Source organism: Deltaproteobacteria bacterium GWC2_55_46 (assembly GCA_001595385.3).
In the GTDB taxonomy this organism is placed as follows: domain Bacteria; phylum Desulfobacterota; class GWC2-55-46; order GWC2-55-46; family GWC2-55-46; genus UBA5799.
Genome location: LVEI03000002.1, coordinates 1 through 26,412 on the forward strand (window position 1 = coordinate 1; position 26,412 = coordinate 26,412).

Sequence of the window (26,412 nt, forward strand, 5' to 3'; positions counted from 1 at the left end):
CCACTTTCACCGGCGCCGGGAACAGGAGTCGCTCCAGGGCGCCATCATCCATCTCCGCAGGCAGGGGCCAGGAAAGCCCTGCCTGCGTCGCCCTGAACACGTACTCCCGCACCGTATTATGGGATACCGCGCAGGAACGGCTGACCTGCCGGTTACGGAGCTTCAACTCCCATTTGAGCCTCAGAATTTCTCTTATCTTCCGCATGGACAACCTCTCGTTGGGCATCACGTTCCTCCTCGGCAAACAATGTTGCCTTGAAGGATACCTTTTGCCCGACTGGTTTATCCAGCGTCGTTGGAAGGGGATCCCGGGCCGCCCTTAAAGCCTGGTCAAATGGCGTAGGAATCGGTGGTCAAATTACTCCGGAATGACTGGTCAGTTTCGTCCGGAACGGGTGGTCAGTTTGGAGCGGAATCGCTGGTCAGATTGGTCCGGAATACGCATCGCAACGGCTCTGACAATCCATAGATACAAAAAAGGGGCGCTCAGGATGGAGAGAAGCAGGGAATCCATGAGGTACTCAAAGACGCCTTCGGCGATGTCAAAGTAATGAAGAATTACCATCACAATGAATTCGGCAAAAGCGACTATGCCAAGTATCCTGCAGAATATGACGCCGGGCTTAAGGGGGGTGCCCTCCAGGGCAGGAACCTGTTTTAAGGGGTTAGTCTCATTGCTAATGGCTTCCTTCATGGCATCCTATTTTGAAAGATATGAGTACAAAATGCCGCGTGTAGCGGAGACCTGCAGTTCTGTTTGCGGTCGCAACATGCAAGCCACCTTCCGAAGGTGTAAACCGATGCCTCAAAGATGTTCGAGATGAAAAAAGAGATAATCGCGGGGTGACTTAAAAACAGTTAGCGGGAGTTTGTAACCTGTGAGGCAACTTTATCGAATCAGGACAAAAATCAGTGTCTACGCATGCAGAGGTGTTTTCAGTAGAGACTGCGACGAAACAGTTAAAAAAGATTTTTCTCTAGATCATCCTGTCATAAAGCCGGTCTCGATGTTTTTTCTATCATTTGTCCTTTAATTCTGACGGCACGTGATTCATCTGAGTTTTTTTGTAGCCTGCCAGTTTCTTGTTCCTCAGCCTGACCTCACCGTTGTCTTCCTTATCGATGAATTTTATTATCCCTTCACCGGAGTCAAATGACTTTTCGAAGGAGGCAAGGGTCTGCTCGTCTACAGTAAAATCAGGCATAGCCCCCTCGCAGATTACCGTAAGATTATAGAATTTCTTTTTCATCATTCCTCGGTCGCCTTTTTATTCGATTGAAATGTTTGTTGAGGCATAGACCCTTCGGATACGGAATCATTGCTCCATAGCGATGATTTAGCCTCGAATAGTTTGTTGATTTGTTAATGGTCGAATAATCAAAGCCTTATACAAAGGTTCCTATTTCCCAAGCACCGAGTCCTTGCATGCCTTTGCCACCCTGAACTTAACGACCTTCTTGGCCGGGATCTTGATGGCCGCTCCTGTCTGGGGGTTCCTGCCCTTCCTGGCTTTCCTGTTCACAAGCACGAGCTTGCCTATACCTGGGATGGTAAAGGAGTTCTTGGCTTCTTTATAGGCGAGCCCTGCAAGGTTGGATAAGAGGTTCGAAACGTCCTTCTTTGTCAGACCTGTTTTAGCGGACAGCGCTTCAATTGCCTTTGCTTTTGTCATGGGTTTTGCCATACGGTTTGCCTCCGGTACGGATGATTTATTGGATGAAAATTTATCCTATCCGTAAGGGCTTGGCAAGGAGAATTTCAGGCTTGCTGGTAAGGCGAGATATAAGAGAGGAGAGGGGCTTGCGAACATTGCCTCGCACGCAAGCCCCCTATTTGGATTTCAGAAAAACACGATAATAAAAACGACCTGCATCAGGGCGGGGATCGAAAACAGTGTTCCCCATAACAGAATCTCTCTGCTCGACGGCATTGCTGACCCTCCTATGTTTTTCTTTTTTTCTTGTCGTTCTTCTCTCCGGTCGCTTCCTGGTTTGCAGAGGTTGCGTCATTTGTCAGAGGAGGCCATGAGGTCTCGCCTGATTCCTGCCCGTGCTCCATCGCGCCCTGATTTATAAGTTTTTTGATGGGAGAGTCGTACTCGACCCCTATTTTTTCTGATAGCCCGGTCAGAAATTCGTCGAAATCCTCGATGATGCTCCGGTAGGCGCTGATGGACTCTTCGATTTTGTCGAACGGCCCTGTTGACCTGACATAGAGAATGTGGTTTTCCAGGATTTTTGCGGCGACGGCGAGTTGTCCTATCTCCTCGCTCCGTGGAAGGATTACGGCTACGAAGTTCCTGCCTTCTACGAGTTTCAGCTTTATATCCATGGGGTCGTTGAGCTCACGCCACCTTCTTTTGTCGAAGGAGTAGAGGTGGGGCGAGGTTTTGATGACGTAAGCCCAGATGCTTTCAATGAACTCGTCGAGGTTCCCAAGAACCTGCCTGGCGGTATCGAAGGGCAGAACGAATCCGACCTGCCTTTTAAGGGTTGTGATCATCCTGTCGGCGACGAAAATCATCTGAACGAGCGCGTATCTCGCGGACGCAGGCTTGTCGGCCGGGATAATGCATACCGAATCTATATGATTCGTGATAATGCTGAAGTTCTTTTTGCGGCGTTTCTCCGCCTTCTCCTTGATTATCTCTATTTCCTCCGGCGTCCTTTCCTTCCACTGTCTCTTTTCTCCGGTCATAATATTTCCCCCTTTCTGTTTTTGAGTTATAAAGGGACCACCTGTATGAGCCCCCGTTTTTTCACGCCCCGAAGTTCTTTTCTGTATATCTCCATCGCATGCACCGCATCCCTCGCATAGATTACGCGCGATAAGTCCAGCCGCTTTTTCGGCCTTTGATGGGCATAAGAACCGATTACCTTGAAGGGGATAAGCTTTGATTGACGATTGTCTCTGCTCTCCTCTGCCATGTGCCTTCCACCTCCCTTGTCTTCATATTTTTTTGTCTGTCCGGATTCATCGGACCTATTCCGGTCTCATCCGAAAACATGTGGCTGGTCTTCACAATCCCTTGATTTCGATACTTACCCCGGTGAGTTTCGCCGCCGCCGCGACGTTCTGTCCCTTCCGTCCGTAAAAGACGGCTATGCTCGCATGATCCACATAGACCGTAAGGGCTTTAAGGTCATGAAAGCATATTACTTTTTTGACCGCTCTTTTCGGCCCCGGGAACAGGGCGCTGACGGCGTATTCCTCGATATCGTCGGAGTATTTGACGAGGATTACATGCTCTGCCACGTACTGTTTGACTTGCGTAAGGTATGGCGCGCATAGGGCGTGCACGTCTTTCATTGACATTTCGTTTTCAACCGCCACCGCCGCCTTGCAGAACGACGCCCCTGCGACCAGAGCAACTTTTTTAAACCGGATCTGTTTTTCCTGAATTAGAGGGGCGGTGAGGTACTCGAGAATTTTTCTGACGTATTGCGGTGATTTTTGGGAAAGGCTAATTCTGGCGCCCTGGATTTCGAAGACCGCAGCCCAACCGGCTTCCCCTACCTTATAAGCCCGGTTCGCGTACTTCCTGGGCAGTAATGCGAGCAACTCCCCGCCCTGAAGGCATACGAGATACGAATCGTAGTCCGGCATGGCTTTGACTACAAAGAAGTTGATCAGGTGTCCTATCTGCATATCTCCCGCTAAAAAAATGAATTCATCCGTCTATTACTTTCTATTACCCGCCTCAGCAGAAAAAGTGCTTACGGAAGGTAATAGATAAACAGAGCCTTTTTCAGGACAACAAACAACGCCAATAGGTTTTCGATGATGGTTTTTTTTTGTTTTTCGCACACTGGCGATCAACCTGTACGGAAGTACAGCATGGGCCGCATGGCCGCATTATTAATTAATTGTTAAGAAAAAACCTTCGATGAGAGATATGGGAGCAAATACATTTTTTAAGAAAGGGGTGAAAAAATGAATGGAAAGAGGAATAGACCGAAGGCTACGGAAGAGAAAGATTCATGGCGTGACGTGCAGATCCTGTACGAGAGAATGGAACCAGCCATCAATAAGCTTGCCCGCAGGCTGATGAGGTTCGATGATACTTTGGACTTCGAGGATTTGAAGCAGCAGGCGTGGATGGCGTTGAAGGCCGCCGTCACGAAGTACAGAAAGGGAAAGGGCGGTCAAATGAAGCTGGAGACCTACGCTTATTGGTACCTCCAGAAGCATTTCCACCTGGCAGTTGATGTTGACCGCGTGATTTACGACATATATGACAGGAACGGAAACCATGTGGAGTCATTGCGAGCCCGGGAATATACCCGGCGAAAAAAGGATATGCCGCCAGCACATACAGTTCGTAGCAGACGCGCGTTTGTGGACCTGACTAGAAAAGACACCGATGGAGACTGGATAGAAAACGTAGCTGCGGACAAAGCTGATTGACGGCATAGACAATAGCGAGGTGGGCGATGAGTATCGCTACTGTGGAACATGACGCTCAATTCAGAAAAGACCTACTCGATAAATTACTATGCAAGAAGGTTACATATCAGGACGTTAAGAGGCACAGGCTCTCGCAACGGGAGATGGAGTATCTCCATCTTTATGACATTCTCGACCGCCGCGAGTATGTCAGGTTGGTCATGCAGGGAGGGTATTCGAAGCAGGCGGCCTACAATAAATGGAGGAGGGTCGTCAAGGAGATCATAAAGGACTTCGACCCCAAGCCCCATGCTAACCTCATCGCCTTAATCAAAAAGAACGGTGAGGATCCGTCGGTATTGGAGATGTGGCTAACAGCCAGGTGTAAAGGCGGCATACCGGTGATGGACATACTCACCTTCAGGGATTATATAGTCGATTTTCTCGGTCGCGTCAGGGACGATCTCTATGAAAAGAACACTTGTTTCACCCGCGAGGCAGCCAAAAAACTCGGAATGAGCCGTAGACAGATACAACGGCTCGCCAAAGATGGTGGTCTGCAAAAAAAGAACCGAGGCTTGTTTCCGGTGGAACAAGTGGTGGGTTATCAGGAGCGAAAAGACCTTTATCTCAGACAGCCTGTCATCAAAACGATTGATTCGTGTATTGAGAAGATACAAGAGTCAATCAATAGCATAGGGTTTTCAGTTGAGTTGCAGAGAAGCCTTGAAAAACTAACCCGTTTCATTAAGGTCGTTTCGGTCCAGGTTGACCGGAAAGCGACATGAGGTTTGGAGTCCAAAGTTGACTGGAAGGCGACATGGGGATGTCGCTTTGTAGTCCAAAGTTGACCGAAAGGCGACATGGGGATGTCGCTTTGGAGTCCAAGACATCCAAAACTGAAATTATTCAATTTCATCGTTTAAGGCTTTGAAACCTTAAAAGGAGGGCTCTAAGCAATGGAAAGAGGCAAAACAGTTTTCATCGAGACCAATAAACTCGTGGTAACTAATCAACCAATGGAGTCTGCGGGGACTGAGGATGTGGAAAGGCTGAAGCAAAGTATAAGGACAATAGGTCTTCTATATCCTCTTCTCATAAGGTCTCTGCCTGATGCAGACACCTTCGAGGTCCTTGATGGCCGGACCAGATTGGGGGCGCTTACGGATCTCGGTTACACCATGGTGGAATGTTCTCTTGCGGAGTCGGCGCAACACGCCGGGATAATTCCGTATGATACCGAGCTGTGTCGCAGACATCTGAATGCGTCGCAAAGAAAAAATTTTGAAAAAGAGCGGAACGCATTAGCAGCGAGTTCCGTTTCCACACTCGTGGACCGCTTGATCCCGTCGTTGAGAGACAAGGCTTCGAGCATGCTGGAAAAATCGGATGTGACCAAAGAGGAAATAGATCTGATCTCGTCATGGGCACAGCTGTCCGAAAGCCAACAGGAGAATGCGCTTGAGCGCCTTTCATCTGCCGCTGTGGAGACCGCGGCTCAGGAGTATGAAGAAGAGCTCAAAGATCTTAAAGCCAGTAAAAAGGAGATTGAGGGAGAGCTGGAAGAAGCCAGAGCGCAGCTTAATGATAAGGAAAAGGAGTTTGAGCAAAGGCTCAAGGACTTCGCCGATGAGGCCAAGGATCGAGTTCAGGATATGCAGGAGAGCAAAAAACTGGTCATTCCTGATGACCCTGATGAAAAGGACAAGCTGATAAAGAAAATAGAAAAAGAGTTGGCCAAGCAATACGCGGATAGCGTCAAGCATGCCAGGGCCAACCTCGAGAAGGCCAATGAGAACTACAAAAAGCTCCAGGCAGATCTGGAAAAGAAAAAAGACGATATCGAGTCACTTAAGCGTCAGCTGAAGGATACGAAGGCTGAGAACGAGAGTTATGAGGAAAATATTGCACTTTTTAGGGAGACGCTGGAGAAGGCCACGGACATAGAGAAAACGGTTCGTAAGCTCGAAGGCGTTTGCGATGACCTGAGGACGCTTAACGAGCTGATAATCGAGCGCAAGTTCACCTTGAAAGAGATCGGCGTCCCGAAGAAGAACCAGATCAAGAAGGTGCTGACCGATATACAGGACGCGTTGTCAGGCACCATGGATATCGTGAAGGATATCGCATGATGGCACTATCGAAGGCAGGGAGGGGGAGCTAAACGCTCCCCCTGATTTGGAGCGGTTGATAGAGAGGATAGGTGAAGGGCTGAAAAGAGGTGATATCTGTATAGAGATATTACCTTTGAATGCATCTTAAAAGTCGCAAGGATCGTAAATGGCAAAGTCGATTGATAGTGTTTTTTTGGAAAAAACAAGGCAAGAATTTAGCCAGGCGTATAACGGTAAAATAAATAGGAATGACGCAAAGGAAATTGCTCGGAATGTCTTTGATTTTTTTAAATTAATTCACGAATGGGAAATAAAGGACGACCAAAAAGGTGGGTCTAAATGACCCCCTTTTTTTATTGTTTCGGAGGCTGAATTGTAATAAAATTTTCCCTAAACAAACCAAAAGGTTTTTGGATATGCCTGAAATCAAAAAAGCTATTATTTACGCCAGGGTATCAAGTAAAGAGCAGGAAAAAGAGGGGTATTCCATACCCGCTCAATTGAAGCTTTTAAACGATTACGCTTATTCAAACGGTGTTCTTGTCGTTAAAGAATATGTAGACGTTGAAACGGCCAAAAAGGCCGGTCGCGCCAATTTCAAGGAGATGATCAGTTTTTTGCAATCGCATGATGATGTCAAGACAGTTCTCGTCGAGAAAACAGACAGGCTGTATCGTAATTTTAAGGATTATGTAACGCTGGAAGATCTCGATTTGGATATTCATTTGGTAAAGGAAGGAGAAACCTTAAATAGAAATTCGCGATCTCATGTGAAGTTCATTCACGGCGTTAAGCTTTTGATGGCGAAAAATTATATAGATAACCTTTCTGAAGAAGTAAAGAAAGGGATGAGGGAAAAGGTCGCTCAAGGCGGCTTTCCCAATAAAGCTCCAATCGGATATTTCAACAATAAGGAGACTCGTCGCGTAGAGATTGATAATCAGAAAGCTTTTTACATAAAAGAGATATTTGAACTCTACGCAACAGGAAAGTATTCCTTAAATATATTAAGAGAGAAATGTCTTAAAGACGGTTTTGTAACGAGAAAGTCAGAAAAAAGAATCAGCAAGAGCAATTTGGAGTATTTACTGAAGAATGTTTTCTATACCGGTCATTTCCGCTGGTGTGGTGATGTGCACAAGGGAACCCATGAACCTATTATCAGCGGAGAACTTTTTAATAAGGCCCAGGAGGCTTTCAAGATCCACAATAAGCCGGTAAAAAAGGGCATCGGAAAGAAGGAATTTGCGTTTGGTAATTTACTTAAATGCGGGCATTGTGGTTTATCGATTACCGCTGAAATAAAAAAGAACAAGTACATTTACTATCGTTGCACCGGCTTCAGAGGCAAATGCGGGCAGCCTTATGTAAGGGAAGAAGACTTACGGAGAAAATTCGGAAACGTTGTAAAGGCGATTCAAATCGGCGAGGAAAAGTTGGAATGGCTCAGAGAGGCGCTCAAGATGAGCCATCTGGATGAAAAGGCATACCATGGTAAAAAAATAAAGGAATTGCAGGCACGGTACAATAAGTTTCAGAATAGAATAGACCAGGCTTATGTGGACAAGCTCGACAAGAAAATATCAGAGGATTTTTGGCTGGTCAAAACTCAGGATTGGAAAAAAGACCAAGAGGATGTGGCTTTAAGGCTGAAGGCCCATCAAAACGCCAACATGAATTACATGTGGGACGGATTGAAGATCATGGAATTGGCTGAAAAGGCCTATGCGCTTTTCATGAAACAGGACGCCTTCGAGCAGGCTCGCCTGCTCAAAATAATACTTTCGAACTGCGACTTGAACGACGGAAACCCTTGTCCTACCTACAGAAAACCCTTCGACCTCTTTGCGGAAAACTCGAAAAAGAAAAAATGGCTGGGGGACTAGGATTCGAACCTAGATAAACGGAGTCAGAGGACTTTATCTGGACTTTCCCTAACATTCCCGAAACTGCACAAAACCCTTGACAATACAGCACCTTCCTTGATATTCTCCTTCCTAAGCATACCCTGAGTTGCCTTCTGTTTCAGCTAAAAAAACTGGACAGATGCTGGACAGAAAACCGGGCTGAGATAAACGGGCATTGCACACGAAGTTGTTTTTTTAGGGGTTGAAAAGCTGGACAAAGCTGGACAGGCACCGTAAAGGAGGGTTCATGGCACGATGGATAAAGGCTACTAAAGGCGTTCGTTATAAGGAGCACGAAACCCGCAAGCATGGAGTTTCAAAGGACAGGTACTACACTATTTTCTATCGAGTGAATGGCAAGCAAATTGAAGAAGGGCTTGGATGGGCCTCTGAGGGATGGACAGAGGACGAGGCAGTTGAGGTGCGAGCCGCGCTTAGAAAGAACCGTCGCAATTCAGAGGGACCCCGGACTCTTGCCGAAAAGAAAGCTATCGAGGAAAAAAAGCGCCGGAAGGAGGCCGAGCAAAAGGAGCAAGAGGCAAGGGACAATATCACCTTCTCCGAGTATGCCCTGGGAGCTTACAAGGCAAGCAGAGACGAGAAAACCTGGACGCGGGAAGAACAGGTTATCCGTTTATGGCTTGAGTCCGTTATCGGTGCACTGCCCTTGAAGGACATAGCGCCTTTTCATTTCGAGATAATGAGAGCGAATATGGCTAAGGCCAATCGTGCCCGGCATACCGTCCGCTATGTTCAAGGGGTTGCCCGGCAGATATTCAATCATGCTATGGAGGACGAAAAGTTTACCGGCCTAAATCCTGCCCGGACTATTAAAAAGGGTAAAGGGAGGCTTAAGTTGCCGGACAATAAAAGGCTTCGCTTCCTTACAAGGGAACAAGCGGATGAGCTTCTCGCCAAACTCGCCACAATAAGCCCTGAGGTACGCGACATGAGCCTTATAAGCCTTCATACAGGCATGAGGGCCGGAGAGGTTTTTGGGCTTGTATGGCAGGACGTGGACGTTAATAAGGGACTATTGGCAGTGAAGGACACCAAGAGCGGAAAGAACCGGACGGCCTTTATGACTGAGGCCGTGAAGGAGGTTTTCAGGTCCAGGGAGCGCGGCTTGCCTTCCGAGCACGTCTTTAAGTCTACACGGGGCGGGAGGATAAAACAGATAAGCCTTACATTCGCGCGGGCGGTTGACGCGCTCAAAATGAATGAGGGAATTAAGGATCGGCGGCACAGAATTGTCTTTCATTCGTTACGCCACAGCTATGCCTCTTGGCTCGTTGAAAATGGAACGGACCTTTACACGGTCAAGGAGTTGTTAGGCCATAGCGACATAGCCATGACGCAGCGGTACGCGCACCTGGGCGAGAACACCTTACAGGCCGCCGTTAAGAAGCTGGACGCTACCCTACAGGCGCCCGGCAAGGTAGTTGCGCTGGCGAAGAAGGAGGGCTGAGATATGAGGAAGAAAAAAGAAATCACGCCGTCTAGCAGCCAGAACAACATCATGTATGCCGTTGATAATGATGCCCGGATAGCCGACCATATCAGGGAAGTCAAAAATTACGCGACCGCTGACGATGCGGTATTAAGCTGGTTGGTTGGTTGCTATGAGGAAGCTGTTAAAGACAAGAGACTCGATGGCCCCAAACACGCGGTGGAGATATTCTGGAAAAAGGTAAGCGAGGTTGCGCCGGATACTCTGAAAGCGGTATTAAACCGCGCCAGGCTGCCATATATCGAGCACGCACTGGATAATATAAGGCCGCTCGACTTCGACCAGCTACAGGCCGTACAGGAGCTTGTGAAGATGAATCCGGCGATTCTGCGGCTGCCCTTTATACAAGATACTTTTATAAATTTGTTGAGGACGCATACATATACGAGCGAAGGTGGAGGAGATGAACTGCGTAATATATGGAAGGGGTTTTTACATACTCGCCCCTGCGGCAAAGTAAAACACGCACCCGATGCAATCGCAGACCTTGTAACAATGGCGGTTGAGAAGGGCGAGACACGGGTAAGCGCCTACGATACAGTAGCTTCAGGGCTGGGCGTTGGCGAGCGATTCGTCCGGGAGATAGCCGGGGAAAAGGGTAAACGAGGGAGGCCGAAAAGTGGCAAGTAGAATAAACGAGTAACCATATTCAGAATAAAAACCTTCAAGTACTATGGGAACTGTCAACACGAAGTTCCCATTTTTTTATTTCAAGGAGGTTCAAAATGCAAGACGAAGTTTTCGAGCTTATGGCAAGGCAGCACGGGAGCCCGCTTGTTGCCCGCGCCGACATAAGCAAATTCACCGGAGGGGCGATAACTCCAAAATGGTGTGCGAATATGGATTCGCAAGGCACCGGGATTAAGGGCCGTTTCTTCATCGGGCGGCGCGTTGTTTATCCGGTTGCGTCGGTTATCGAATTCCTCAAGGCCCACGCGAAGGCGAGCTACAGGGGCGAGGCGAAGTAACATGGGCAAGCTGACCCCTGACCTCGATATGGCTCGCCGTCACCTCCTCTTGCTCGATGAGGACGCAGCGGAATTTACCTTCCAGACTTTTCCCGACTCGAAGAAGGGCGGCTTGTCACTGGCGTGTAGTACTGGCGTTCTTCGCGGCACTCTTGATGAGTACGCAGCGGAATTTACCAGGCTACAGGCTCGCGGGGCTGGAGTATTCGTGGTCGTCAACAGAGGCGGGCGCACGAAGGCTCAAATCACACACGCCAGGGCTATATGGCGGGAAGATGATACAGGTGGACTCCCTCCTCTTCCTCTTGAGCCGCATTTCGTTATCCAGACTTCACCAGGCAAGCACCACGAATATCTTTTGATTGAACCTTCCGATGACCTCGACACTACCGACGCCATAATGGAGCGCATGGTCGAAGACTACGGCAGCGACCCTCAAGCGAAAGACCGCTCCCGCGTTCTACGGCTTGCCGGATTCTATCATCTGAAAGACCCCGCGCACCCGCACCTTGTAAAGATTATCCATGAAGGCGGCGGGCTGCCGTACACCCTTGAAAAAGTGGCTGAGAGCATCCCGCCATTAAAAAAGAGTACAAAGGCTGCGGCTCGGGTAGGCGAGACAATTATCGACGGGGCGCGGGACGCTACTTTAACATCATTGGCCGGTACCATGCGGCGGCGCGGTTTTTCCGAGGCCGCAATCCTGGCCGCGCTCCGAGTAGAGAATCAAGAAAAATGTAGTCCTCCGCTCCCTGACAGCGAATTACAGAAGATTGCCAGGAGCGTTGCTCAATACGAACCGACAATCACCCCGGATGACGACTATGTTTTCAAGGCCGCCTTTGAAGGACAGAAAGGGGGCGCCTCTTTATTTATCCGGCTCAACAAGAACCGCTTTTGCTTCGACCATGCCTCAGGCGTTTGGCACACTTGGAGGACGCACTACTGGGAGCGCGAACCCCTGGGGGAACCCCTCAAGGCCGTCGATGCCGTCGCGGAACTTTTCCGGGGGGCGGCAGCGAGGTGCAAGGGCGAGATAATCGTACTCGGGCAGACTGCAAAAAGCGGAGACGACCGCGACGTCGAACTCAAGGCGACTATCGAAAAATTGCAGGCCAGGCAAAAGGCGTGTCTCACGCAGGTCTCTAATTTAAATTCACTCGGGTACAGGAAGCAAGTCATAGAATTTGCCGCGCAAGGCCCTGGGAGCCTCGGAATCACTGGCGAGGAGTGGGACCTGCACCCGTGGTTACTGCCATGCGCTAATGGCGTGGTGGACCTCAAGAGCGCGCAAATAAGGCCCGGTGCCCCTGAAGATTATTTAAAAACAATATGTCCGACACCCTATTCCCCGGATGCCGCTTGCGCTCGCTGGGAACAGACGCTATACGAAATTTTCGATGGGCAGAAGGAGCTTATCTCGTTTTATCGGCGGCTCCTCGGAGCGGCTATCGTCGGTGCGGCCATCGAGCATATCCTCCCGGTGCTTCACGGGATAGGGCGCAATGGGAAGGATACAACACTGGAGGCGGTCTCCCATGTACTGGGGGACCTCGCCGGGCCTGTTCAATCTGAGTTGTTGCTTGAGCAGGGGCGCGCCCGGTCTTCCGCCGGGCCTTCCGCCGACATCATGGCACTGAGGGGCCGCCGTATTGCCTGGGCTTCAGAAACAAACGAAGGCCGCAAGCTGGATAGCGGTCGGGTAAAACTTCTCACAGGGGGCGGGGCCTTAGTGGGTAGGCCGCCGTTTGGGAGGAGGGAAATATCTTTTCCACAGAGCTACACCTTATTCCTTCTTACGAATGCGAGGCCCCATGTTAACTCCGACGATTACGCACTTTGGAAACGTCTTTTACTCATACCCTTCGGGATCTCTTTTGTTGATGACCCACAGGCCCCGCATGAGCGTCGCAAAATTCCGAATATGGCAGACACGCTAAGGCGCGAGGCTCCAGGCATACTCGCTTGGCTGGTGCGCGGTTGTCTTGCCTGGCAGCGGGAAGGGTTGAATCCGCCGGAGATCGTCAAGGTCGCCACGGAAGATTACCGCGAAGATGAGGACCTCCTTCTTCGCTTCATCGAGGACTCCTGCGAGGTTCACCATGATGCCGAGGTCGGGGCCGCGCTCCTTTACCAGGCATACACGAACTGGTCGGCGGCTATGAATATAAAGCCGATGAGCGGGACAGCGTTCGGGAGGAAAATGAGTGTGAGATACCAAAAGGCTAAGGGGCGGTTGGGTGCTTTTTATACCGGCCTGAAGTTGGCTCTGTGACGGGTGTGACGGGTTTGACCCCATTTGTCATATCCTTGTTGCGCGAGAGTTTTAAAAAATGAGTTAAGGGAAAGAGTTACACAAAAGCCTCAAACCCGTCACAAGAGTAAAGGGAAAAGGCGATAACCACTTAATATCTAAGGTGTTTTTGGTGTGTGACGGGTTTGACTGACCCAGCACCTACGGAGATAAAATGGATACGGAAAAGGTGATCCCGGTACTTATGGCATGGGATTGGGGTGATGGAATTCACTGTATAACCTGGTGTGAACACTGCCGACGGTATCATTGGCATGGTCTTGGAGACGGCCACAGGTGGGCGCACTGTTCACATCCTCCTGAGACCCCTTTCATGGAGACGGGCTACATCATCAAGGTGGTGGGGCCGGTGCCGCCGGAGATAAAGAAGGATGCTGATAGGAGAAAACCAAGAGGCCCGGAGGTACCGTGGAAAAATTGAAGAGACTACGGGCGGCCCTCTTGCGCTTCCTTTATAGCCTTCAGTGGGCGGGCAGAGCTTGTGGACTATGAAAAGGAAAAGCTCAATGATATTAAGGGCTTAGGGGGTACACCGGGGTTTTCACCTACCCACGTCACGTGCGGATACCAAGGCGCGACCCCTAAAAACGTTTCAGTTTTGAAACTTGATTGCTCTGGTTGACAAAATAAGGAGGGAATATTGAAAAAACTCACGCAGGCAGGCTATGCCCGGCACCTGGGCGTTTCCCGGCAGATGATATCAAAGCTCATTAAGGACGGCACGATAAAACTTATCGACGGCCTCATAGACCCCGTGGACGCTGATCGGCGAGTTGCCGAAAACAAGAACCCTATTCACGGCGGCAAGAGGCCCGTGGTCGAACCTGACGAAACTTTTAACGAGGCGAGGACGCGAAAAGAAAGAGCATTGGCTTCGCTCAGGGAATTGGAAGCAGATGAAAAATCGCGGACCCTTGTCAACGTCGATGAGATTCGTTTCTATTTTGCGGATGTTGCCACAACAGTAAAAACCCGGCTGAGGTCCATCCCGGCGTCGGTCGCTCAGGAGTGCGCACACATGGGTAAAACTCTTGAAGGACGGGCGGCGGCGGTCGCTATTATGAAGCTGTTAACGACGGCGATCGACGATGCCCTGAGGGAGTTGGTTCAGTGGCAGCCGAAAAGGAGGTACAACGCGGATGAAGAAAAAACTAACGGCGGTTCAAAAACTGATAAGGGAAGCTCTTAAATTTTTATCGCCAAAGCATAAGGCAAAGACCTGCCGCCGGTAGAGGCGGCCACAGATAAGCTCATCACGATGAGCGGGAGACTTCGATGAAGACGAAATACACACCGGCAGTAGCTCTATCTATGATGTTGAAGAAGATGCAGGAGTACTCGAACTCCGGCCCTGGACAGCAGCAGGTACTCGCGGACATGGGGCGCTTGGCGGGTTCCGTCGAGGCGGTTGCCACGATTGCCGAAAACCCCGATGCCGACAGCTCGCCAGAACAGCGGCAAGCTCGCATCCTGAGGGCCGCAGCGAAACTTTCTGATGCTCTGCCCGGCGTCGAGGCGCGTTTGGCAAAACTCCGCTCCGAAACGGAGGCAGGCTTTGAGGCGGCCTTTGTTCAGAACAGCGGGTTGACTACGCCACAGACGGCAAGCGAGATAAGGGCACACCTGAAGGCGCTTAAGGACCCGGCAGATCGTTCTGTCTTTCTCCAGGAGCTTGTCAAGAACGCCGATGATGCTGGGTTGGGTTCCGTACTTTTCGCGCCTCCCTACCTTAGCGGCCTGGACAATGTAACGCACTCGCGCCTCAAGGAGCAGATAGAAATACAGCGACTCCCAGACCTCCACAAAAACCGCGAGGTCTTCGCCGAGTTATCCGGGAACCTCCAGACTGCCCTCCACGAGGCAGGCCGGGCAGCGCATGAACTTGGAAACCCGTCAAAGCTGGACTCGATAGAGAGAAGGGCGAAAGCGGCGACGGAAGCTGAGGCGAGGCTGGCCCAGGGCACTCTGCCCGGAGGTGTTTAGATGGACTTCACACCATCCCAACAAGCGTTCATCGACGCTCTGATTTCCAAAAAATACGCTGAAGCATATGCAAAGGCCGTGGAAAAATATGACGCAGCCACTCCAAAGGTTGTTACCGAGCTTCAGATGAAGCTCGCCGAGGCTCACGATAGACTCCGGCTTGCCTCGATAGAGAACGCCGCTATCGAGGGCGAGGCCGTAAACCCCGGACAGGTTACCGTGCTGGTAGGCCCGTTTATAAAGGCCGATGCCGTGGGCGTGCTATCGGTCGTAGATGAACAAGGGGAGAGGCGTTACGACGGAACGGGCGCGGCTCTGAGCGTCAAGGCGTATGTTGAGGAATTCCTCGATAGCAACAAGCACTTGCGAAGAACGACTAAGCCCATATCGAGCGGCACTGGTTTTTTAAGAAGTTTTTTTTAACCCTATATTCTGGAGGCATGAAATGTTTGACGAAAAATGGCAAAAAATAGTTGGCTCGGTCGATGTAGTGGCACCCGGCCCATGCCCGACTGTAACGGTCTTGAGGGGCGGCGTAGAGGTAGACGTCAATGTCGAGGATGTTCTACCCGACGAGAAGGTCGTGAAGAGGTAGTCCACATGGCGCGGCCCTTCTCCGGAGGGGCCGTCCTTTATCTTGATGGAGGTATTATCAGATGAAACGCGTAACGGCTTTTTTGAATAACCCGGCTACCAAGAGCGCCACAGGCCGTGCTCACCTTGTGAAGTATTCAAAGGGCGGCACGCTCACGCAGCGGCAGGCTATCCATGCGAATTGTTACGACTGCATGGGCGGCTATTCGGACGGCAAACACAGTTGCCGGATTCCGAGTTGTGCGCTTTTCCCGTGGATGCCGTATAAAGACACTGACCGATAGCCCTGAAAACCGTTTTCTATCTTCCAGCAGGCACGCTGGAGGGCACGCTGGCGATGGAAAGGCTCTGAATGGACGATGGACAGGCTCAAGGCTCTATGGGTAGAGGAAAAGAGGCTCGACCGCCTTTCCGTCCAGGCGCATTACCGCGAGGACCGGGAAGCAATGGCCAGAATACGGCGGGAATACCTCAAGGTGGTCGATAGGCTCATATCGTTGGTGGTTCTACCGGAGAGACGGAACACACCCGGCAAAACAGGACGGAGGTCTTAGATATGATGGTTTACGGATGCACACGATGCTCATCGGTTTTTGATTTCGTAAATAAAAAAGAAGGTCGTCTCTGTGACCATTGCGCAGCTCCCTTGAGTTTCCACGGCGAGGAGGTTTCACCCTGGGGCGAGCACCCATGCCTTAAAGATTATGATGCTGCCGTATGACCCTCCCCACGCCTACCACGGCTCCTTGCCGGAAGGCCGCTCCCTGAAAAGGTGGGCGGCTTTTTTATTTTGTCCAAACTGGACAGATGCTGGACAAATACCCCTTAGAGGAAAGAGGCACTAAAAAAGAAGATAAAGAAAAGCCCCGTAACTCGTTAGAATTACAGGGCTTTTAAATTGGCTGGGGGACTAGGATTCGAACCTAGATAAACGGAGTCAGAGTCCGTTGTCCTGCCGTTAGACGATCCCCCAGGCGTTTGGACAGATAATCTAATATAATTATCCTGAGCGTAAAGTCAAGTAAATTTTGTTGACAATGGCGAAGGTTTTTTTGTATACTTTTAGGTCTTTATACGGGACGGCATAATATGAAGATAAACATAGACGACATACCGGAGTCCGGGTTTTCTCTCGACCTTAAAGAGGATGGGGCCGTATTCGACGGCCTTGCCGGCGGCAAACTTTACTTCAGCTTCTCTTCCCCTGTTGCCGCCCACCTTGAGATATCGAAGAAGGGCAGGAGTATCTTTGTTAGCGGTGAAATAAAGACCGGAATCCACCTTAACTGCAGCAGGTGCCTGAAGGACTTCGATTATCCCTTTGACGCCGATTTCGCCTCATATTACGAAAGGGGGGCGGAGCCGGAAAAGGAAAAAGAGCTTAAGGCCGCTGACATGGACGTGAACTACATAAGCGGCGACACGCTCGACACCAGCGAGCTTCTCCTCGGACAGATATCCCTGGAACTGCCGATGCAGCCCCTTTGCTCTACAGAGTGCAAGGGGCTTTGCCCCAGGTGCGGCGCTGACTTAAACCTCGGCGACTGCGGCTGCGGCCGCGATGAGAAGACCGATTCGAAGTTCGCGAAGCTCAAGGATTTCAAGGTAAAGTAGTTTTTTTTGTTTTTTCTTATTGAAGAGCGGTGCCAAATCCTATATAAGGATATGGACCCGGAACGAAACAGAAAAGAGAGGTTTTTCAGATGCCGAATCCAAAGAAGAGACATTCCAAGTGCAAAAGGGGGCAGAGAAGGAGCCATGATTCACTGTCCGCTCCGGCGGTCTCCACTTGCCCCCAGTGCGGCGAGCCAAAGCGCCCCCATCACGTCTGCCCGAGCTGCGGCACCTATAAGGGCAGGACTGTGATAAAGAAGGAAGAGGCCATCTAAGGCGTGCATCCTTCAACCCAACCAGCTTCCTGGCGGGGCCACGCGCCCTGCTCCATGGGAGCGGCACACTTTTTTGCGTTCTCAGCCAAACAGGTATGAAGATAGCCGTTGACGCGATGGGCGGGGACCATGCCCCCGCCGTGGTTGTTGAAGGGGCCATCCGGGCCGCGAGCGAACTGAATATCCCCATCATCCTTGTGGGCGACAGGGCGCGCGTGGAAGACGAGCTCGGAAGACACAATGCCTCCGCCCCCAATATCTCCATAGTCCACGCCTCCGAGGTGGTGGGCATGGACGAATCCCCAGCACAGGCCATACGGAAAAAGAAGGACTCGTCGCTCCGGGTCTGTTTCGACCTCGTGCGCTCGGGCGAAGCAGGGGCTGTGGTAAGCGCCGGCAACTCCGGGGCCGCCATGGCAGCCGGCATATTCCTCTTCAAGAAGATAAAGGGCGTTGACAGGCCCGCTATCGCCGTGAGCGTGCCCACCATGAAAGACCAGGCGGTGCTCCTGGACGTTGGCGGCAACGTCGACTGCAAGCCCGTGCACCTGTTTCAGTTCGCGCTCATGGGCGACGTCTACGCCAGGTACGTCCTCAGGAAGGACAGGCCCAGGGTCGGCCTCCTCTCCAACGGAGAAGAGGAGGGTAAGGGGAACGAGCTGACGAGAGAGGCCCATGCCATTTTGAAGGGCTCCTCCATAAACTATATCGGCTACGTCGAGGGCAGGGACATATACCATGGCGAAGTAGACGTGGTCGTAGCCGACGGCTTCGTCGGAAACGTCGTCCTCAAGCTCAGCGAAGGCCTTGTAGAGGCCTTAACGACCATGCTTAAAAACGAGATCATGGCGAGCCTTCCGGCAAGGCTTGGCTACCTCCTTTCCAGGGGCGCCTTCCGGAACCTCAAGAAAAAGATGGATTACGCGGAGTACGGCGGAGCGCCGCTCCTTGGCATAGAGGGCGTGTGCATCATAAGCCACGGCAGGTCGAACGCCAAGGCCATGCGTAACGCTATTCTTCGGGCTCATGAGTACGCCAAAAACAGGGTCAACCTACACCTCATGGAAGAGATAGAAAAATACCATGACCTTATGAAGCTGGGCCGGAGCGAGGCCGCTTCCGGGAGCTAACGGATGTTGAGGTCAAGGGTCATAGGCACAGGCTCATACGTGCCCGCCAGGGTGCTCACCAACCACGACCTGGAGAAGATGGTGGAGACCTCCGACGACTGGATCGCCACCCGCACAGGCATAAAAGAGCGGAGGATCGCGGTCGATGAGCCTACCTCCGACATGGCTTCCAAGGCGGCAAAGGCGGCTCTGAAGGCCGCCGGGGTACAGGCAAAGGATATAGATCTTGTCGTAGTAGGCACCGTAACGCCTGATATGGCATTCCCGTCAACCGCCTGCTCAGTCCAGTCCCAGCTCGGCATCCGCGCCGGGGCAGCTGCCTTCGATGTTTCCGCGGCCTGCTCAGGCTTCCTTTACGCTCTCGATATAGCAGACAAGTATCTTAAGTCAGGCGGGGCCAAAAAGGCCCTTGTCATCGGCGTTGACAGGTTCTCCAAGCTCATAGACTGGAAGGACAGGACGACGTGCGTCCTTTTCGGCGACGGCGCCGGCGCGGTCGTCCTCTCCGCTGAAAAAGGCTCAAAAGGGGTGCTCTCTACCCGCATACATTCCGACGGCAGGCACTGGGACATGCTCTATTGCAAGAGCACCTGCCCGCCGAACCCGTTCGAAGAAGGGGCCGGGCCAGAATACCTCGTGATGAACGGCAACGAGACCTTCAAGCTCGCGGTAAGGACGATGGGGCAGGCCATAAAGGAGGTCATGGAGGAGACGGGGCTAACTTCCGAGGACATCTCCCTCCTTATCCCCCACCAGGCCAATATGAGGATAATAAACGCCGCCAGGGAACGGCTTCACCTTACGGAAGACAGGGTATTCACGAACCTCGAAAGATACGGCAATACCTCGGCCGGTTCCATCCCCATAGCCCTTGACGAGGCCGTGAGGGAAGGCAAGGTGAAGGATAACGATATCGTCCTCTTTGTCGCCTTCGGCGGAGGGCTCACATGGGCGTCAGCAGCCCTCAGGTGGTAAGCCGTCTTTTTACTTGTTAGAGACCAGCATGGAGATAAGCAATTGAGCAAGACAGCCTTTGTTTTTCCGGGCCAGGGTTCGCAGTCCGTCGGGATGGCCAGGGGTTTTTTCGATTCTTCTGAAAGCGCCAGGAGTATCTTTGAAAAGGCAAATGATGCGATGGGCATGGACCTCGCCAGGCTCGCCTTCGACGGCCCGCAGGAGATGCTCGACAAGACCGAGTACACTCAGCCGGCCCTCCTTACGGCTTCTATAGCCGTCCTTTTGGCCTTGAGGGAGAAGAGCGCTTTTACGCCGGTCTGCTTCGCGGGTCACAGCCTTGGCGAGTATACGGCGCTTGTCGCCGCGGGCGCGCTCGATTTCAGCGACGCCGTGCGCCTGGTGCACCTGAGGGGAAAGTTCATGCAGGAGAGCGTCCCGCAGGGCGTCGGCAAGATGTGCGCTATACTCGGACTTGACCTCGGAGCCGTCGAGGCTATCTGCGATTCCGCGAGCATGGATTCCGCCAGGGTAGTTCCAGCCAACATAAACAGCCCCGAGCAGATTGTCATATCTGGCCACGCCGCAGCCGTCGATATCGCCGCGAACCTTGCCAAAGAGCGCGGGGCAAAGCGGGTCATCCCCTTGCAGGTGAGCGCCCCATCCCATTCGCCGCTCATGGAGAAGGCCGCTGGGAGGCTCGGTGAGGAGCTCGACAGGATAACGTTGAACGGTTTGAAGGCCCCGGTATATACGAACGTCGAGGCCGCGCCGCTTATTGACAGCGCGAGGATAAAAGAGCTTCTGTGCCTTCAGCTAATAAGCCCCGTAAGGTGGGTGGACACCGTAAGGGCGATGAAGGCCGACGGCGTTGATACGATAATCGAGGTGGGCCCGGGAAAGGTGCTTGCCGGCCTTGTTAAAAGGATAGAGAAGGATATCAACGCCTTGAGCTTGAGCGAACCGGCTGACCTGGAGAAGGTCCTGGGCGTGCTCGGGGCGTAGATGTGTAAATTTTTGATCAGGGAGGGTCAGGGATGAATGTAAGCGGCAGGGTAGCGCTCGTGACCGGAGGCGGCCAGGGCATAGGCAGATCGATAGCGGAAAAGCTCGCCTCTTACGGGGCGGACGTGGTCATAATAGACGTAAACCTGGAGAAGGCCCAGGAGGCGGCTGACGCGATCAAGGCGATGGGCAGGAAGTCGATGGCCCTCAAGGTCGACGTCACGAGCCTTAAAGATTGCGAGGAGATGGCCGAGCGTGTCTTCAAGGAGATGGAGGCCATCCATATCCTCGTCAACAACGCCGGAATAACCAGGGACGGGCTCATATTGAGGATGACGGAACAGGACTGGGACGCGGTGCTGAACGTGAACCTCAAGGGCGCCTTCAACTGCACGAAGGCGGTGCTTAAATACATGACCAAGATGCGCTGGGGCAGGATAATAAACATCGCCTCGGTGGTGGGTGAGATAGGCAACGCCGGACAGGCCAACTACTCCGCGAGCAAGGCGGGCCTCATTGGGCTCACCAAGACGGTCGCCAGGGAGTTCGCGAGCAGGAACATAACCTGCAACGCCGTTGCCCCGGGCTTCATAGAGACCGCCATGACAGACGCCCTCTCCGACAAGGTAAAAGAGGAGCTTATGGCGAGGATACCATTAGGCAGGCTCGGCGGCCCCGCTGACGTCGCCAACGGGGTCTTATTCCTCGCCTCCAACGCGTCGAGCTACATAACCGGCCATGTCATCGATATCAACGGCGGAATGGCGATGTAAAGCATATCTAAAGAATTGACAAGTCAACCTCATGGGTGTTATACATTTGGTCTGGCTAATAATCGTTTTTTTCATGAATAATATTGTGGAGGGATATCAATGTCTGTTGAGAATAAGGTCAAGAAGATAATAATAGACCAGTTGGACGTGACCGAGGAAGAGGTGACTTCCCCGGCCTCTTTCGTCGACGACCTTGGAGCTGATTCGCTCGACACGGTCGAGATGGTCATGGCCTTTGAAGAGGAGTTCGGGATCGAGATCCCGGATGAGGACGCCGAGAAGATAAAGACAGTCCAGGACGCGGTGGAGTACATAAAGAAGAAGACAGGCAAGTAAGCCGGTCTTCTCGCCGTTTTTTCCGCATTCTTTCAATTCCGCCGGGAGGCCTTTAGCACAAGCCTCTGCGGCGGATTTATTTAAGACCCGGGATAATAGAAGATGAGAAGGGTAGTAGTAACAGGCATAGGCATCATAAGCCCGCTCGGCGCAGGGGTTGATAAATCCTGGCAGGCCGCTATCGAGGGGCGCTCCGGCATACGGGAGATAACCCGTTTCGATATAAAGGACTTTCCGGTAAGGATAGCCGGGGAGGTCCCTGACTTCGATCCGCTCCAGTATATCGAGAAGAAAGAGGTCAAGAAGATGGACCTCTTCATCCAGTACGCCCTTGCCGCTAGTTGTATGGCCTTTGAGGACTCCGGCTTTAAGATAACGGAAGAGAACGCCGAATCGGTCGGCGTCTGCATAGGCGCCGGCATAGGCGGCCTCCCTGCGATCGAGAACTGGTATAACGTGCTCAGGGAGAAGGGGCCCGACAGGATCACCCCGTTTTTCATACCCATGGTCATCATAAACATGGCCTCCGGTCAGGTCTCAATAAAGCTCGGCGCCAAGGGACCCAATAGCTGCGCGGTTACGGCTTGCGCTACCGGCACCCATTCAATAGGAGACGCCTGCAGGCTCATCCAGACCGGCATGGCCGATGTGATGATCGCGGGCGGGACCGAGTCGACCATCACGCCGCTATGCGTTGCCGGTTTCAACTCCATGAAGGCCCTTTCCACCAGGAACGACGACCCTCAGGCTGCGAGCAGGCCTTTTGACAAGGACAGGGACGGCTTTGTAATAGGCGAGGGGAGCGGGGTGCTGGTCCTCGAAGAGATGGAGTCCGCCAGGAAAAGAGGGGCGAAGATATACGCCGAGGTGGTGGGCTACGGGTTGAACGCCGACGCCAACCACATGACCACGCCTGCGCCGAATGGCGAAGGGGCTGCCAGGTGCATGAAGATGGCCTTGAAGAGCGCCGGTGTAAACCCGGATGAAGTTGGCTACATAAACGCTCACGGCACTTCTACATATTATAACGACCTTTACGAGACCATGGCGATAAAGACCGTCTTCGGGGAGCACGCCCGGAAGCTTGCGGTAAGCTCCACAAAGGGCGTGACAGGCCATCTCCTTGGCGCAGCCGGAGGCATAGAGGCGGCTTTTACGGCGCTCTCCCTTTACCTCGGCGTGCTCCCGCCGACCATCAACTATACCACCCCTGACCCGGAGTGCGACCTGGATTATGTCCCGAACGTTGCGAGGGATGCCAGGATGAAGGTGGCCCTCTCCAATTCCTTCGGCTTCGGGGGCACCAACGGGGTCCTCGCCTTTAAACGCTTCGAGTAGGCCAAAACCCTTGTCTCGGTCTCAGAAAAGACGGATAATTTGATTATAAGCATCCAAGGGGTCTTTTGATGGAAAAGATTGCCATAGCCAGCGACCACGCAGGCAGGGAACTCAAGGATGACCTGAAGGAATTTCTCTCCTCCATGGGCGTGGATGTCCTCGACATGGGCGTTAACGACGACAAGTCCGTGGACTATCCTGACTACGGCATACCTTTGTCGGAAAAGGTCTCAAAAGGCGAGATAGCCAGGGGCATTCTGGTCTGCGGCACCGGGATAGGCATGAGCATACTCGCCAACAAGTTCAAGAACGTCAGGGCCGCTCTCGTAGCCGATGTATTTACCGCCAGGATGGCCAAAGAGCACAATGACGCGAATATCCTCGTCATCGGCGGCAGGATAGTCGGCAAGGGGCTCGCCAGAGAGATGCTCAGGACCTGGATAGAGACCAGGTTCGAGGGCGGCAGGCACCAGAAGCGGCTCGATAAGATAACCGAGATAGAGAAGAGGAACCACAAATAGCAACCTGCGTTTTTTCTTTTTTTTGAAAGTATTTTAACACGGAGGCTCTAAAAAGATGGCTCTCAAGGAATTCGACCCGGAGGTCTTCGAAGCGATACGGCTTGAAACCGAACGGCAGGAGTGGAAGCTCGAGCTCATAGCGTCCGAGAACTTCGTAAGCGAAGCCGTGCTGGAAGCCGCCGGAAGCGTAATGACCAACAAGTACGCTGAAGGCTACCCCGGAAAGCGTTATTACGGCGGCTGCGAGTTCGTCGACATAGTCGAGAGGCTCGCTATAGAACGGGCGAAGAAGCTTTTCGGGGCAGACCACGTGAACGTGCAGCCCCATTCAGGCTCGCAGGCCAACATGGCAGTCTACATGTCGACTGTAAAGCCCGGCGAGACCGTCATGGGCATGGACCTCTCCCACGGGGGCCATCTTACCCACGGGAGCCCGGTGAACTTCTCAGGCCAGCTCTATAACATAGTCTTCTACGGCGTCCGTCCCGACGACCACAGGATAGACATGGACCAGGCGAGGACGCTTGCGAAGAAGCATCGGCCAAAGCTCATCGTGGTCGGCGCGAGCGCGTACCCGAGGATAATCGACTTCAAGGCGTTCAGGGAAGTGGCTGACGAGGTCGGGGCAAAGGTCATGGTAGATATCGCCCATATAGCCGGCCTTGTGGCAACGGGCCTTCACCCGAGCCCGGTCCCCTATGCCGAGTTCGTTACCACCACTACCCACAAGACGCTCCGCGGGCCGAGAAGCGGCATGATAATGTGCAGGGAAGAGTTCGCGAAGGCCGTAGACAAGCAGATATTCCCCGGCATACAGGGCGGCCCCCTCATGCATGTGATAGCGGCAAAGGCGGTCGCCTTCAAGGAGGCGCTCGATGCGTCATTCACCACCTATCAGAAGCAGATTCTTGCCAACGCCAAGGTCCTCGCGCAAGAGATCATGGACAGGGGCTATTCGCTCGTCTCAGGCGGCACCGACAACCACCTGATGCTCGTGGACCTCACGAAGCAGGACATAACAGGCAAGGAAGGCGAAGAGGCCCTTGTGAAGGCCGGCATAACCGTGAACAAGAATACCATCCCGTTCGAGACCAGGAGCCCGTTTGTCACAAGCGGCGTGAGGATCGGTGTGCCTGCCGCCACCACCAAGGGCATGAAAGAGGCCGAGATGAGTATAATAGCCGGCTTGATCGACAGGGCCCTGAAGCAGAGGTCGGACGAGACGGCTTTGGCTGCCATCAAGGCCGAGGTAAAGGAGCTTTGCTCCAGGTTCCCGTTCTATACCAGCAGGCTCGATAAGGCTACTGTTTAGGGCAGTTTCATTTTTTTGAAGTTTTGTTTTAAATCTGAAGGGGGCATAACGCGTAGCTCGCATAAGGCCGGGGGAAGGGCGAGCGAGCCGGGCAAACTGGAGCAAGGCTGTAAACCCGAGCGACGTAAGCGGCGAGCGAGGAGGCAGGAGGCAGACAGCGAGCGGAGCCTTATGCCCAAAAAAGCGCGGTAGCGCGCAAAAGGTCTTTTGAAAAAAAGAATTGATCAAGGTAAGGCCTTCCGTACCAACGGCAGGCCTTTTTTTATCGCTGAATTCTGACTACTTGCGCTATCCGCTGAAATCTGCTAATTGTTTGCTCATGGAGTTTATCTTGGGCTTCGGCTCCGCCCACAGGGCGCTAAAGGCCGAGGAGATACTTAAAAAGGCCGGTCTCCCTTTCAGGTTGTTGCCAGTACCGAAGGCGCTCGATTCTGCGTGCGGGCTGGTCATCCGTTTAAAAGGCGAGGCCTTTGATGATGCGAAAAAGGCGCTCGAAGGCTCAGGCTTGACGCCAAGGAGCGTATACAGGAAAGAAGGTGAGGTCTATGTTAAAGTGTGATTTCTGCGGGAAGACGACGGAGAACGTGACCAGGGTAGCCGTCGACAAGGACTACGACAGGCTTACGGTCAAGCACGAGAAGAGGTATGCCTGCCCTGAGTGCTCTGAGAAGAAGGAGAAGGAGAGGCAGGCAAGGCTCAAGGTCGTGAAATAGAAGTGGGCAAGGCGGCCCTTGTCGTCATGATGAAGTACCCGAGGCCGGGCGCTGTAAAGACCAGGCTCGTCCCTCCGTTAACGAGCGAGGAGGCGGCCTCGCTTTACCGGTGTTTCCTCAAGGACACCTTCGGTAGGATAACTCCTTTAAAGGGCATCGACCCCTTTGCCGCTTACACACAGGCATCGGAGGAGGAGGTAAGGGCCCTGGTGCCTGAAGGGATATCTATCTTTGAGCAGGCCGGGGGAGGCCTTGGTGAGCGGATGAGCGATGCCTTCATGCGGCTTTTTTCAGCTGGCTACAATAGGGTCTCGATGATAGGCTCGGATACGCCAGACCTCCCAATCGCATTCATATCAGGGTCTATCCTCGCGCTTGACGGCTCGGATGTGGTCTTTGGCCCGGCAATGGATGGAGGGTATTACCTCATCGCTCTCAAAGGCCCTGCCGGATGCCTTTTCAGTGATATCATCTGGGGCTCAAGCTCGGTGCTCGATGATTCGATCGCAAGGGCAAGGCAGGCCTCTCTAAAATGCGCCCTCCTCGACACATGGCATGATATAGACAGGGCTGAGGACCTGAAATACCTGAAAGATAACCCGGAAGCCCCGTCGAGTGCGGGGTTTTTGAGGGAATTGGAGCTGTAGCCCGGCCCCGCCCCCCC

General features: G+C 52.6%; 30 protein-coding genes, 1 tRNA gene and 1 pseudogene. 24 read left to right on the top strand and 8 right to left on the bottom strand.

Annotated features, from left to right (window positions below):
- From A2V21_312310 to A2V21_312340, 7 genes and pseudogenes are all read right to left on the bottom strand, one after another.
- Nucleotides 1-226: pseudogene (locus A2V21_312310) on the bottom strand (integrase).
- A 150-nt stretch (nucleotides 227-376) separates the two neighbouring features.
- On the bottom strand, nucleotides 377-694 hold the full coding sequence (locus A2V21_312315) for a hypothetical protein (GenBank protein ID OIJ72633.1): 318 nt from the start codon (nucleotides 692-694) through the stop codon (nucleotides 377-379).
- A gap of 325 nt (nucleotides 695-1,019) precedes the next feature.
- Nucleotides 1,020-1,253: a hypothetical protein gene (locus A2V21_312320; protein OIJ72634.1), complete on the bottom strand. Its 234-nt coding sequence runs from the start codon at nucleotides 1,251-1,253 to the stop codon at nucleotides 1,020-1,022.
- A 147-nt stretch (nucleotides 1,254-1,400) separates the two neighbouring features.
- Entirely contained in the window at nucleotides 1,401-1,685 is a 285-nt protein-coding gene (locus A2V21_312325; GenBank protein ID OIJ72635.1) for a DNA-binding protein, read from the bottom strand.
- A 257-nt stretch (nucleotides 1,686-1,942) separates the two neighbouring features.
- Nucleotides 1,943-2,698, bottom strand: a complete 756-nt coding sequence (locus tag A2V21_312330) for a hypothetical protein (protein ID OIJ72636.1) — start codon at nucleotides 2,696-2,698, stop codon at nucleotides 1,943-1,945.
- A 26-nt stretch (nucleotides 2,699-2,724) separates the two neighbouring features.
- A complete protein-coding gene (locus tag A2V21_312335; protein ID OIJ72637.1) occupies nucleotides 2,725-2,928 on the bottom strand; it encodes a hypothetical protein in 204 nt (67 codons plus the stop codon).
- A 91-nt stretch (nucleotides 2,929-3,019) separates the two neighbouring features.
- Complete coding sequence (locus tag A2V21_312340; GenBank protein ID OIJ72638.1) at nucleotides 3,020-3,649, bottom strand: hypothetical protein; 630 nt, start codon at nucleotides 3,647-3,649, stop codon at nucleotides 3,020-3,022.
- 285 nt (nucleotides 3,650-3,934) lie between these two features.
- On the opposite strand from A2V21_312340, the gene A2V21_312345 reads away from it, so the two are divergent.
- From A2V21_312345 to A2V21_312400, 12 genes are all read left to right on the top strand, one after another.
- A complete protein-coding gene (locus A2V21_312345) occupies nucleotides 3,935-4,408 on the top strand; it encodes a hypothetical protein (GenBank protein ID OIJ72639.1) in 474 nt (157 codons plus the stop codon).
- Between the two features lie 26 nt (nucleotides 4,409-4,434).
- Complete coding sequence (locus tag A2V21_312350; protein ID OIJ72640.1) at nucleotides 4,435-5,175, top strand: hypothetical protein; 741 nt, start codon at nucleotides 4,435-4,437, stop codon at nucleotides 5,173-5,175.
- A gap of 171 nt (nucleotides 5,176-5,346) precedes the next feature.
- Nucleotides 5,347-6,519, top strand: coding sequence for a hypothetical protein (locus A2V21_312355; protein ID OIJ72641.1), 1,173 nt, complete (start codon nucleotides 5,347-5,349; stop codon nucleotides 6,517-6,519).
- Between the two features lie 422 nt (nucleotides 6,520-6,941).
- Nucleotides 6,942-8,387 (top strand): hypothetical protein, encoded by a 1,446-nt coding sequence (locus A2V21_312360; GenBank protein ID OIJ72764.1) that lies wholly within the window; start codon nucleotides 6,942-6,944, stop codon nucleotides 8,385-8,387.
- 268 nt (nucleotides 8,388-8,655) lie between these two features.
- Nucleotides 8,656-9,876: a hypothetical protein gene (locus tag A2V21_312365; protein OIJ72642.1), complete on the top strand. Its 1,221-nt coding sequence runs from the start codon at nucleotides 8,656-8,658 to the stop codon at nucleotides 9,874-9,876.
- A 3-nt stretch (nucleotides 9,877-9,879) separates the two neighbouring features.
- Complete coding sequence (locus A2V21_312370) at nucleotides 9,880-10,548, top strand: hypothetical protein (protein ID OIJ72643.1); 669 nt, start codon at nucleotides 9,880-9,882, stop codon at nucleotides 10,546-10,548.
- A gap of 95 nt (nucleotides 10,549-10,643) precedes the next feature.
- The gene (locus tag A2V21_312375; GenBank protein ID OIJ72644.1) at nucleotides 10,644-10,886 is read left to right on the top strand and encodes a hypothetical protein; all 243 of its coding nucleotides are present in this window, start codon (nucleotides 10,644-10,646) and stop codon (nucleotides 10,884-10,886) included.
- A gap of 1 nt (nucleotide 10,887) precedes the next feature.
- The gene (locus A2V21_312380) at nucleotides 10,888-13,161 is read left to right on the top strand and encodes a hypothetical protein (GenBank protein OIJ72645.1); all 2,274 of its coding nucleotides are present in this window, start codon (nucleotides 10,888-10,890) and stop codon (nucleotides 13,159-13,161) included.
- Between the two features lie 679 nt (nucleotides 13,162-13,840).
- Nucleotides 13,841-14,389 (top strand): hypothetical protein, encoded by a 549-nt coding sequence (locus A2V21_312385; protein ID OIJ72646.1) that lies wholly within the window; start codon nucleotides 13,841-13,843, stop codon nucleotides 14,387-14,389.
- A gap of 86 nt (nucleotides 14,390-14,475) precedes the next feature.
- Nucleotides 14,476-15,183, top strand: coding sequence for a hypothetical protein (locus A2V21_312390; protein ID OIJ72647.1), 708 nt, complete (start codon nucleotides 14,476-14,478; stop codon nucleotides 15,181-15,183).
- On the top strand, nucleotides 15,184-15,606 hold the full coding sequence (locus A2V21_312395; protein OIJ72648.1) for a hypothetical protein: 423 nt from the start codon (nucleotides 15,184-15,186) through the stop codon (nucleotides 15,604-15,606). It abuts the gene before it with no gap.
- Nucleotides 15,607-16,136: 530 nt separating this feature from the next.
- Nucleotides 16,137-16,331, top strand: coding sequence for a hypothetical protein (locus A2V21_312400; GenBank protein OIJ72649.1), 195 nt, complete (start codon nucleotides 16,137-16,139; stop codon nucleotides 16,329-16,331).
- A gap of 345 nt (nucleotides 16,332-16,676) precedes the next feature.
- Here the strand turns inward: A2V21_312400 and A2V21_312405 are convergent.
- Nucleotides 16,677-16,750, bottom strand: a tRNA-Gln gene (locus A2V21_312405).
- A 116-nt stretch (nucleotides 16,751-16,866) separates the two neighbouring features.
- Here A2V21_312405 and A2V21_312410 point away from each other — a divergent pair.
- The 12 genes from A2V21_312410 (at nucleotide 16,867) to A2V21_312465 (ending at nucleotide 26,395) form a co-directional block, all read left to right on the top strand.
- Entirely contained in the window at nucleotides 16,867-17,391 is a 525-nt protein-coding gene (locus A2V21_312410) for a hypothetical protein (protein OIJ72650.1), read from the top strand.
- Between the two features lie 89 nt (nucleotides 17,392-17,480).
- Nucleotides 17,481-17,666: a 50S ribosomal protein L32 gene (locus A2V21_312415; protein ID OIJ72651.1), complete on the top strand. Its 186-nt coding sequence runs from the start codon at nucleotides 17,481-17,483 to the stop codon at nucleotides 17,664-17,666.
- Nucleotides 17,667-17,761: 95 nt separating this feature from the next.
- Nucleotides 17,762-18,796 carry a phosphate acyltransferase gene (locus A2V21_312420; protein OIJ72652.1) on the top strand — a complete coding sequence of 345 codons (1,035 nt, stop codon included), beginning with the start codon at nucleotides 17,762-17,764 and terminating at the stop codon, nucleotides 18,794-18,796.
- 3 nt (nucleotides 18,797-18,799) lie between these two features.
- On the top strand, nucleotides 18,800-19,771 hold the full coding sequence (locus A2V21_312425; protein OIJ72653.1) for a 3-oxoacyl-ACP synthase: 972 nt from the start codon (nucleotides 18,800-18,802) through the stop codon (nucleotides 19,769-19,771).
- Nucleotides 19,772-19,813: 42 nt separating this feature from the next.
- Nucleotides 19,814-20,755, top strand: coding sequence for a [acyl-carrier-protein] S-malonyltransferase (locus tag A2V21_312430; protein OIJ72654.1), 942 nt, complete (start codon nucleotides 19,814-19,816; stop codon nucleotides 20,753-20,755).
- A gap of 32 nt (nucleotides 20,756-20,787) precedes the next feature.
- Nucleotides 20,788-21,528 (top strand): 3-oxoacyl-[acyl-carrier-protein] reductase, encoded by a 741-nt coding sequence (locus A2V21_312435; protein ID OIJ72655.1) that lies wholly within the window; start codon nucleotides 20,788-20,790, stop codon nucleotides 21,526-21,528.
- Between the two features lie 99 nt (nucleotides 21,529-21,627).
- Entirely contained in the window at nucleotides 21,628-21,864 is a 237-nt protein-coding gene (locus A2V21_312440) for an acyl carrier protein (GenBank protein ID OIJ72656.1), read from the top strand.
- A gap of 102 nt (nucleotides 21,865-21,966) precedes the next feature.
- A complete protein-coding gene (locus A2V21_312445) occupies nucleotides 21,967-23,202 on the top strand; it encodes a beta-ketoacyl-[acyl-carrier-protein] synthase II (GenBank protein ID OIJ72657.1) in 1,236 nt (411 codons plus the stop codon).
- A gap of 68 nt (nucleotides 23,203-23,270) precedes the next feature.
- Nucleotides 23,271-23,723 (top strand): ribose 5-phosphate isomerase B, encoded by a 453-nt coding sequence (locus A2V21_312450; GenBank protein OIJ72658.1) that lies wholly within the window; start codon nucleotides 23,271-23,273, stop codon nucleotides 23,721-23,723.
- 55 nt (nucleotides 23,724-23,778) lie between these two features.
- Nucleotides 23,779-25,035: a serine hydroxymethyltransferase gene (glyA, locus tag A2V21_312455; GenBank protein OIJ72659.1), complete on the top strand. Its 1,257-nt coding sequence runs from the start codon at nucleotides 23,779-23,781 to the stop codon at nucleotides 25,033-25,035.
- A gap of 319 nt (nucleotides 25,036-25,354) precedes the next feature.
- Entirely contained in the window at nucleotides 25,355-25,594 is a 240-nt protein-coding gene (locus A2V21_312460) for a hypothetical protein (protein ID OIJ72765.1), read from the top strand.
- A 180-nt stretch (nucleotides 25,595-25,774) separates the two neighbouring features.
- Nucleotides 25,775-26,395, top strand: a complete 621-nt coding sequence (locus tag A2V21_312465; GenBank protein OIJ72766.1) for a hypothetical protein — start codon at nucleotides 25,775-25,777, stop codon at nucleotides 26,393-26,395.
- Nucleotides 26,396-26,412 lie beyond the last annotated feature (17 nt).

Coding starts and splice junctions, on each gene's coding strand:
- A2V21_312315 (OIJ72633.1), bottom strand. CDS start 694: ATGAAGGAAGCCATTAGCAATGAGACTAACCCCTTAAAACAGGTTCCT.
- A2V21_312320 (OIJ72634.1), bottom strand. CDS start 1,253: ATGATGAAAAAGAAATTCTATAATCTTACGGTAATCTGCGAGGGGGCT.
- A2V21_312325 (OIJ72635.1), bottom strand. CDS start 1,685: ATGGCAAAACCCATGACAAAAGCAAAGGCAATTGAAGCGCTGTCCGCT.
- A2V21_312330 (OIJ72636.1), bottom strand. CDS start 2,698: ATGACCGGAGAAAAGAGACAGTGGAAGGAAAGGACGCCGGAGGAAATA.
- A2V21_312335 (OIJ72637.1), bottom strand. CDS start 2,928: ATGGCAGAGGAGAGCAGAGACAATCGTCAATCAAAGCTTATCCCCTTC.
- A2V21_312340 (OIJ72638.1), bottom strand. CDS start 3,649: ATGCAGATAGGACACCTGATCAACTTCTTTGTAGTCAAAGCCATGCCG.
- A2V21_312345 (OIJ72639.1), top strand. CDS start 3,935: ATGAATGGAAAGAGGAATAGACCGAAGGCTACGGAAGAGAAAGATTCA.
- A2V21_312350 (OIJ72640.1), top strand. CDS start 4,435: ATGAGTATCGCTACTGTGGAACATGACGCTCAATTCAGAAAAGACCTA.
- A2V21_312355 (OIJ72641.1), top strand. CDS start 5,347: ATGGAAAGAGGCAAAACAGTTTTCATCGAGACCAATAAACTCGTGGTA.
- A2V21_312365 (OIJ72642.1), top strand. CDS start 8,656: ATGGCACGATGGATAAAGGCTACTAAAGGCGTTCGTTATAAGGAGCAC.
- A2V21_312370 (OIJ72643.1), top strand. CDS start 9,880: ATGAGGAAGAAAAAAGAAATCACGCCGTCTAGCAGCCAGAACAACATC.
- A2V21_312375 (OIJ72644.1), top strand. CDS start 10,644: ATGCAAGACGAAGTTTTCGAGCTTATGGCAAGGCAGCACGGGAGCCCG.
- A2V21_312380 (OIJ72645.1), top strand. CDS start 10,888: ATGGGCAAGCTGACCCCTGACCTCGATATGGCTCGCCGTCACCTCCTC.
- A2V21_312390 (OIJ72647.1), top strand. CDS start 14,476: ATGAAGACGAAATACACACCGGCAGTAGCTCTATCTATGATGTTGAAG.
- A2V21_312395 (OIJ72648.1), top strand. CDS start 15,184: ATGGACTTCACACCATCCCAACAAGCGTTCATCGACGCTCTGATTTCC.
- A2V21_312400 (OIJ72649.1), top strand. CDS start 16,137: ATGGACAGGCTCAAGGCTCTATGGGTAGAGGAAAAGAGGCTCGACCGC.
- A2V21_312410 (OIJ72650.1), top strand. CDS start 16,867: ATGAAGATAAACATAGACGACATACCGGAGTCCGGGTTTTCTCTCGAC.
- A2V21_312415 (OIJ72651.1), top strand. CDS start 17,481: ATGCCGAATCCAAAGAAGAGACATTCCAAGTGCAAAAGGGGGCAGAGA.
- A2V21_312420 (OIJ72652.1), top strand. CDS start 17,762: ATGAAGATAGCCGTTGACGCGATGGGCGGGGACCATGCCCCCGCCGTG.
- A2V21_312425 (OIJ72653.1), top strand. CDS start 18,800: ATGTTGAGGTCAAGGGTCATAGGCACAGGCTCATACGTGCCCGCCAGG.
- A2V21_312435 (OIJ72655.1), top strand. CDS start 20,788: ATGAATGTAAGCGGCAGGGTAGCGCTCGTGACCGGAGGCGGCCAGGGC.
- A2V21_312440 (OIJ72656.1), top strand. CDS start 21,628: ATGTCTGTTGAGAATAAGGTCAAGAAGATAATAATAGACCAGTTGGAC.
- A2V21_312445 (OIJ72657.1), top strand. CDS start 21,967: ATGAGAAGGGTAGTAGTAACAGGCATAGGCATCATAAGCCCGCTCGGC.
- A2V21_312450 (OIJ72658.1), top strand. CDS start 23,271: ATGGAAAAGATTGCCATAGCCAGCGACCACGCAGGCAGGGAACTCAAG.
- glyA (OIJ72659.1), top strand. CDS start 23,779: ATGGCTCTCAAGGAATTCGACCCGGAGGTCTTCGAAGCGATACGGCTT.
- A2V21_312460 (OIJ72765.1), top strand. CDS start 25,355: ATGGAGTTTATCTTGGGCTTCGGCTCCGCCCACAGGGCGCTAAAGGCC.
- A2V21_312465 (OIJ72766.1), top strand. CDS start 25,775: ATGATGAAGTACCCGAGGCCGGGCGCTGTAAAGACCAGGCTCGTCCCT.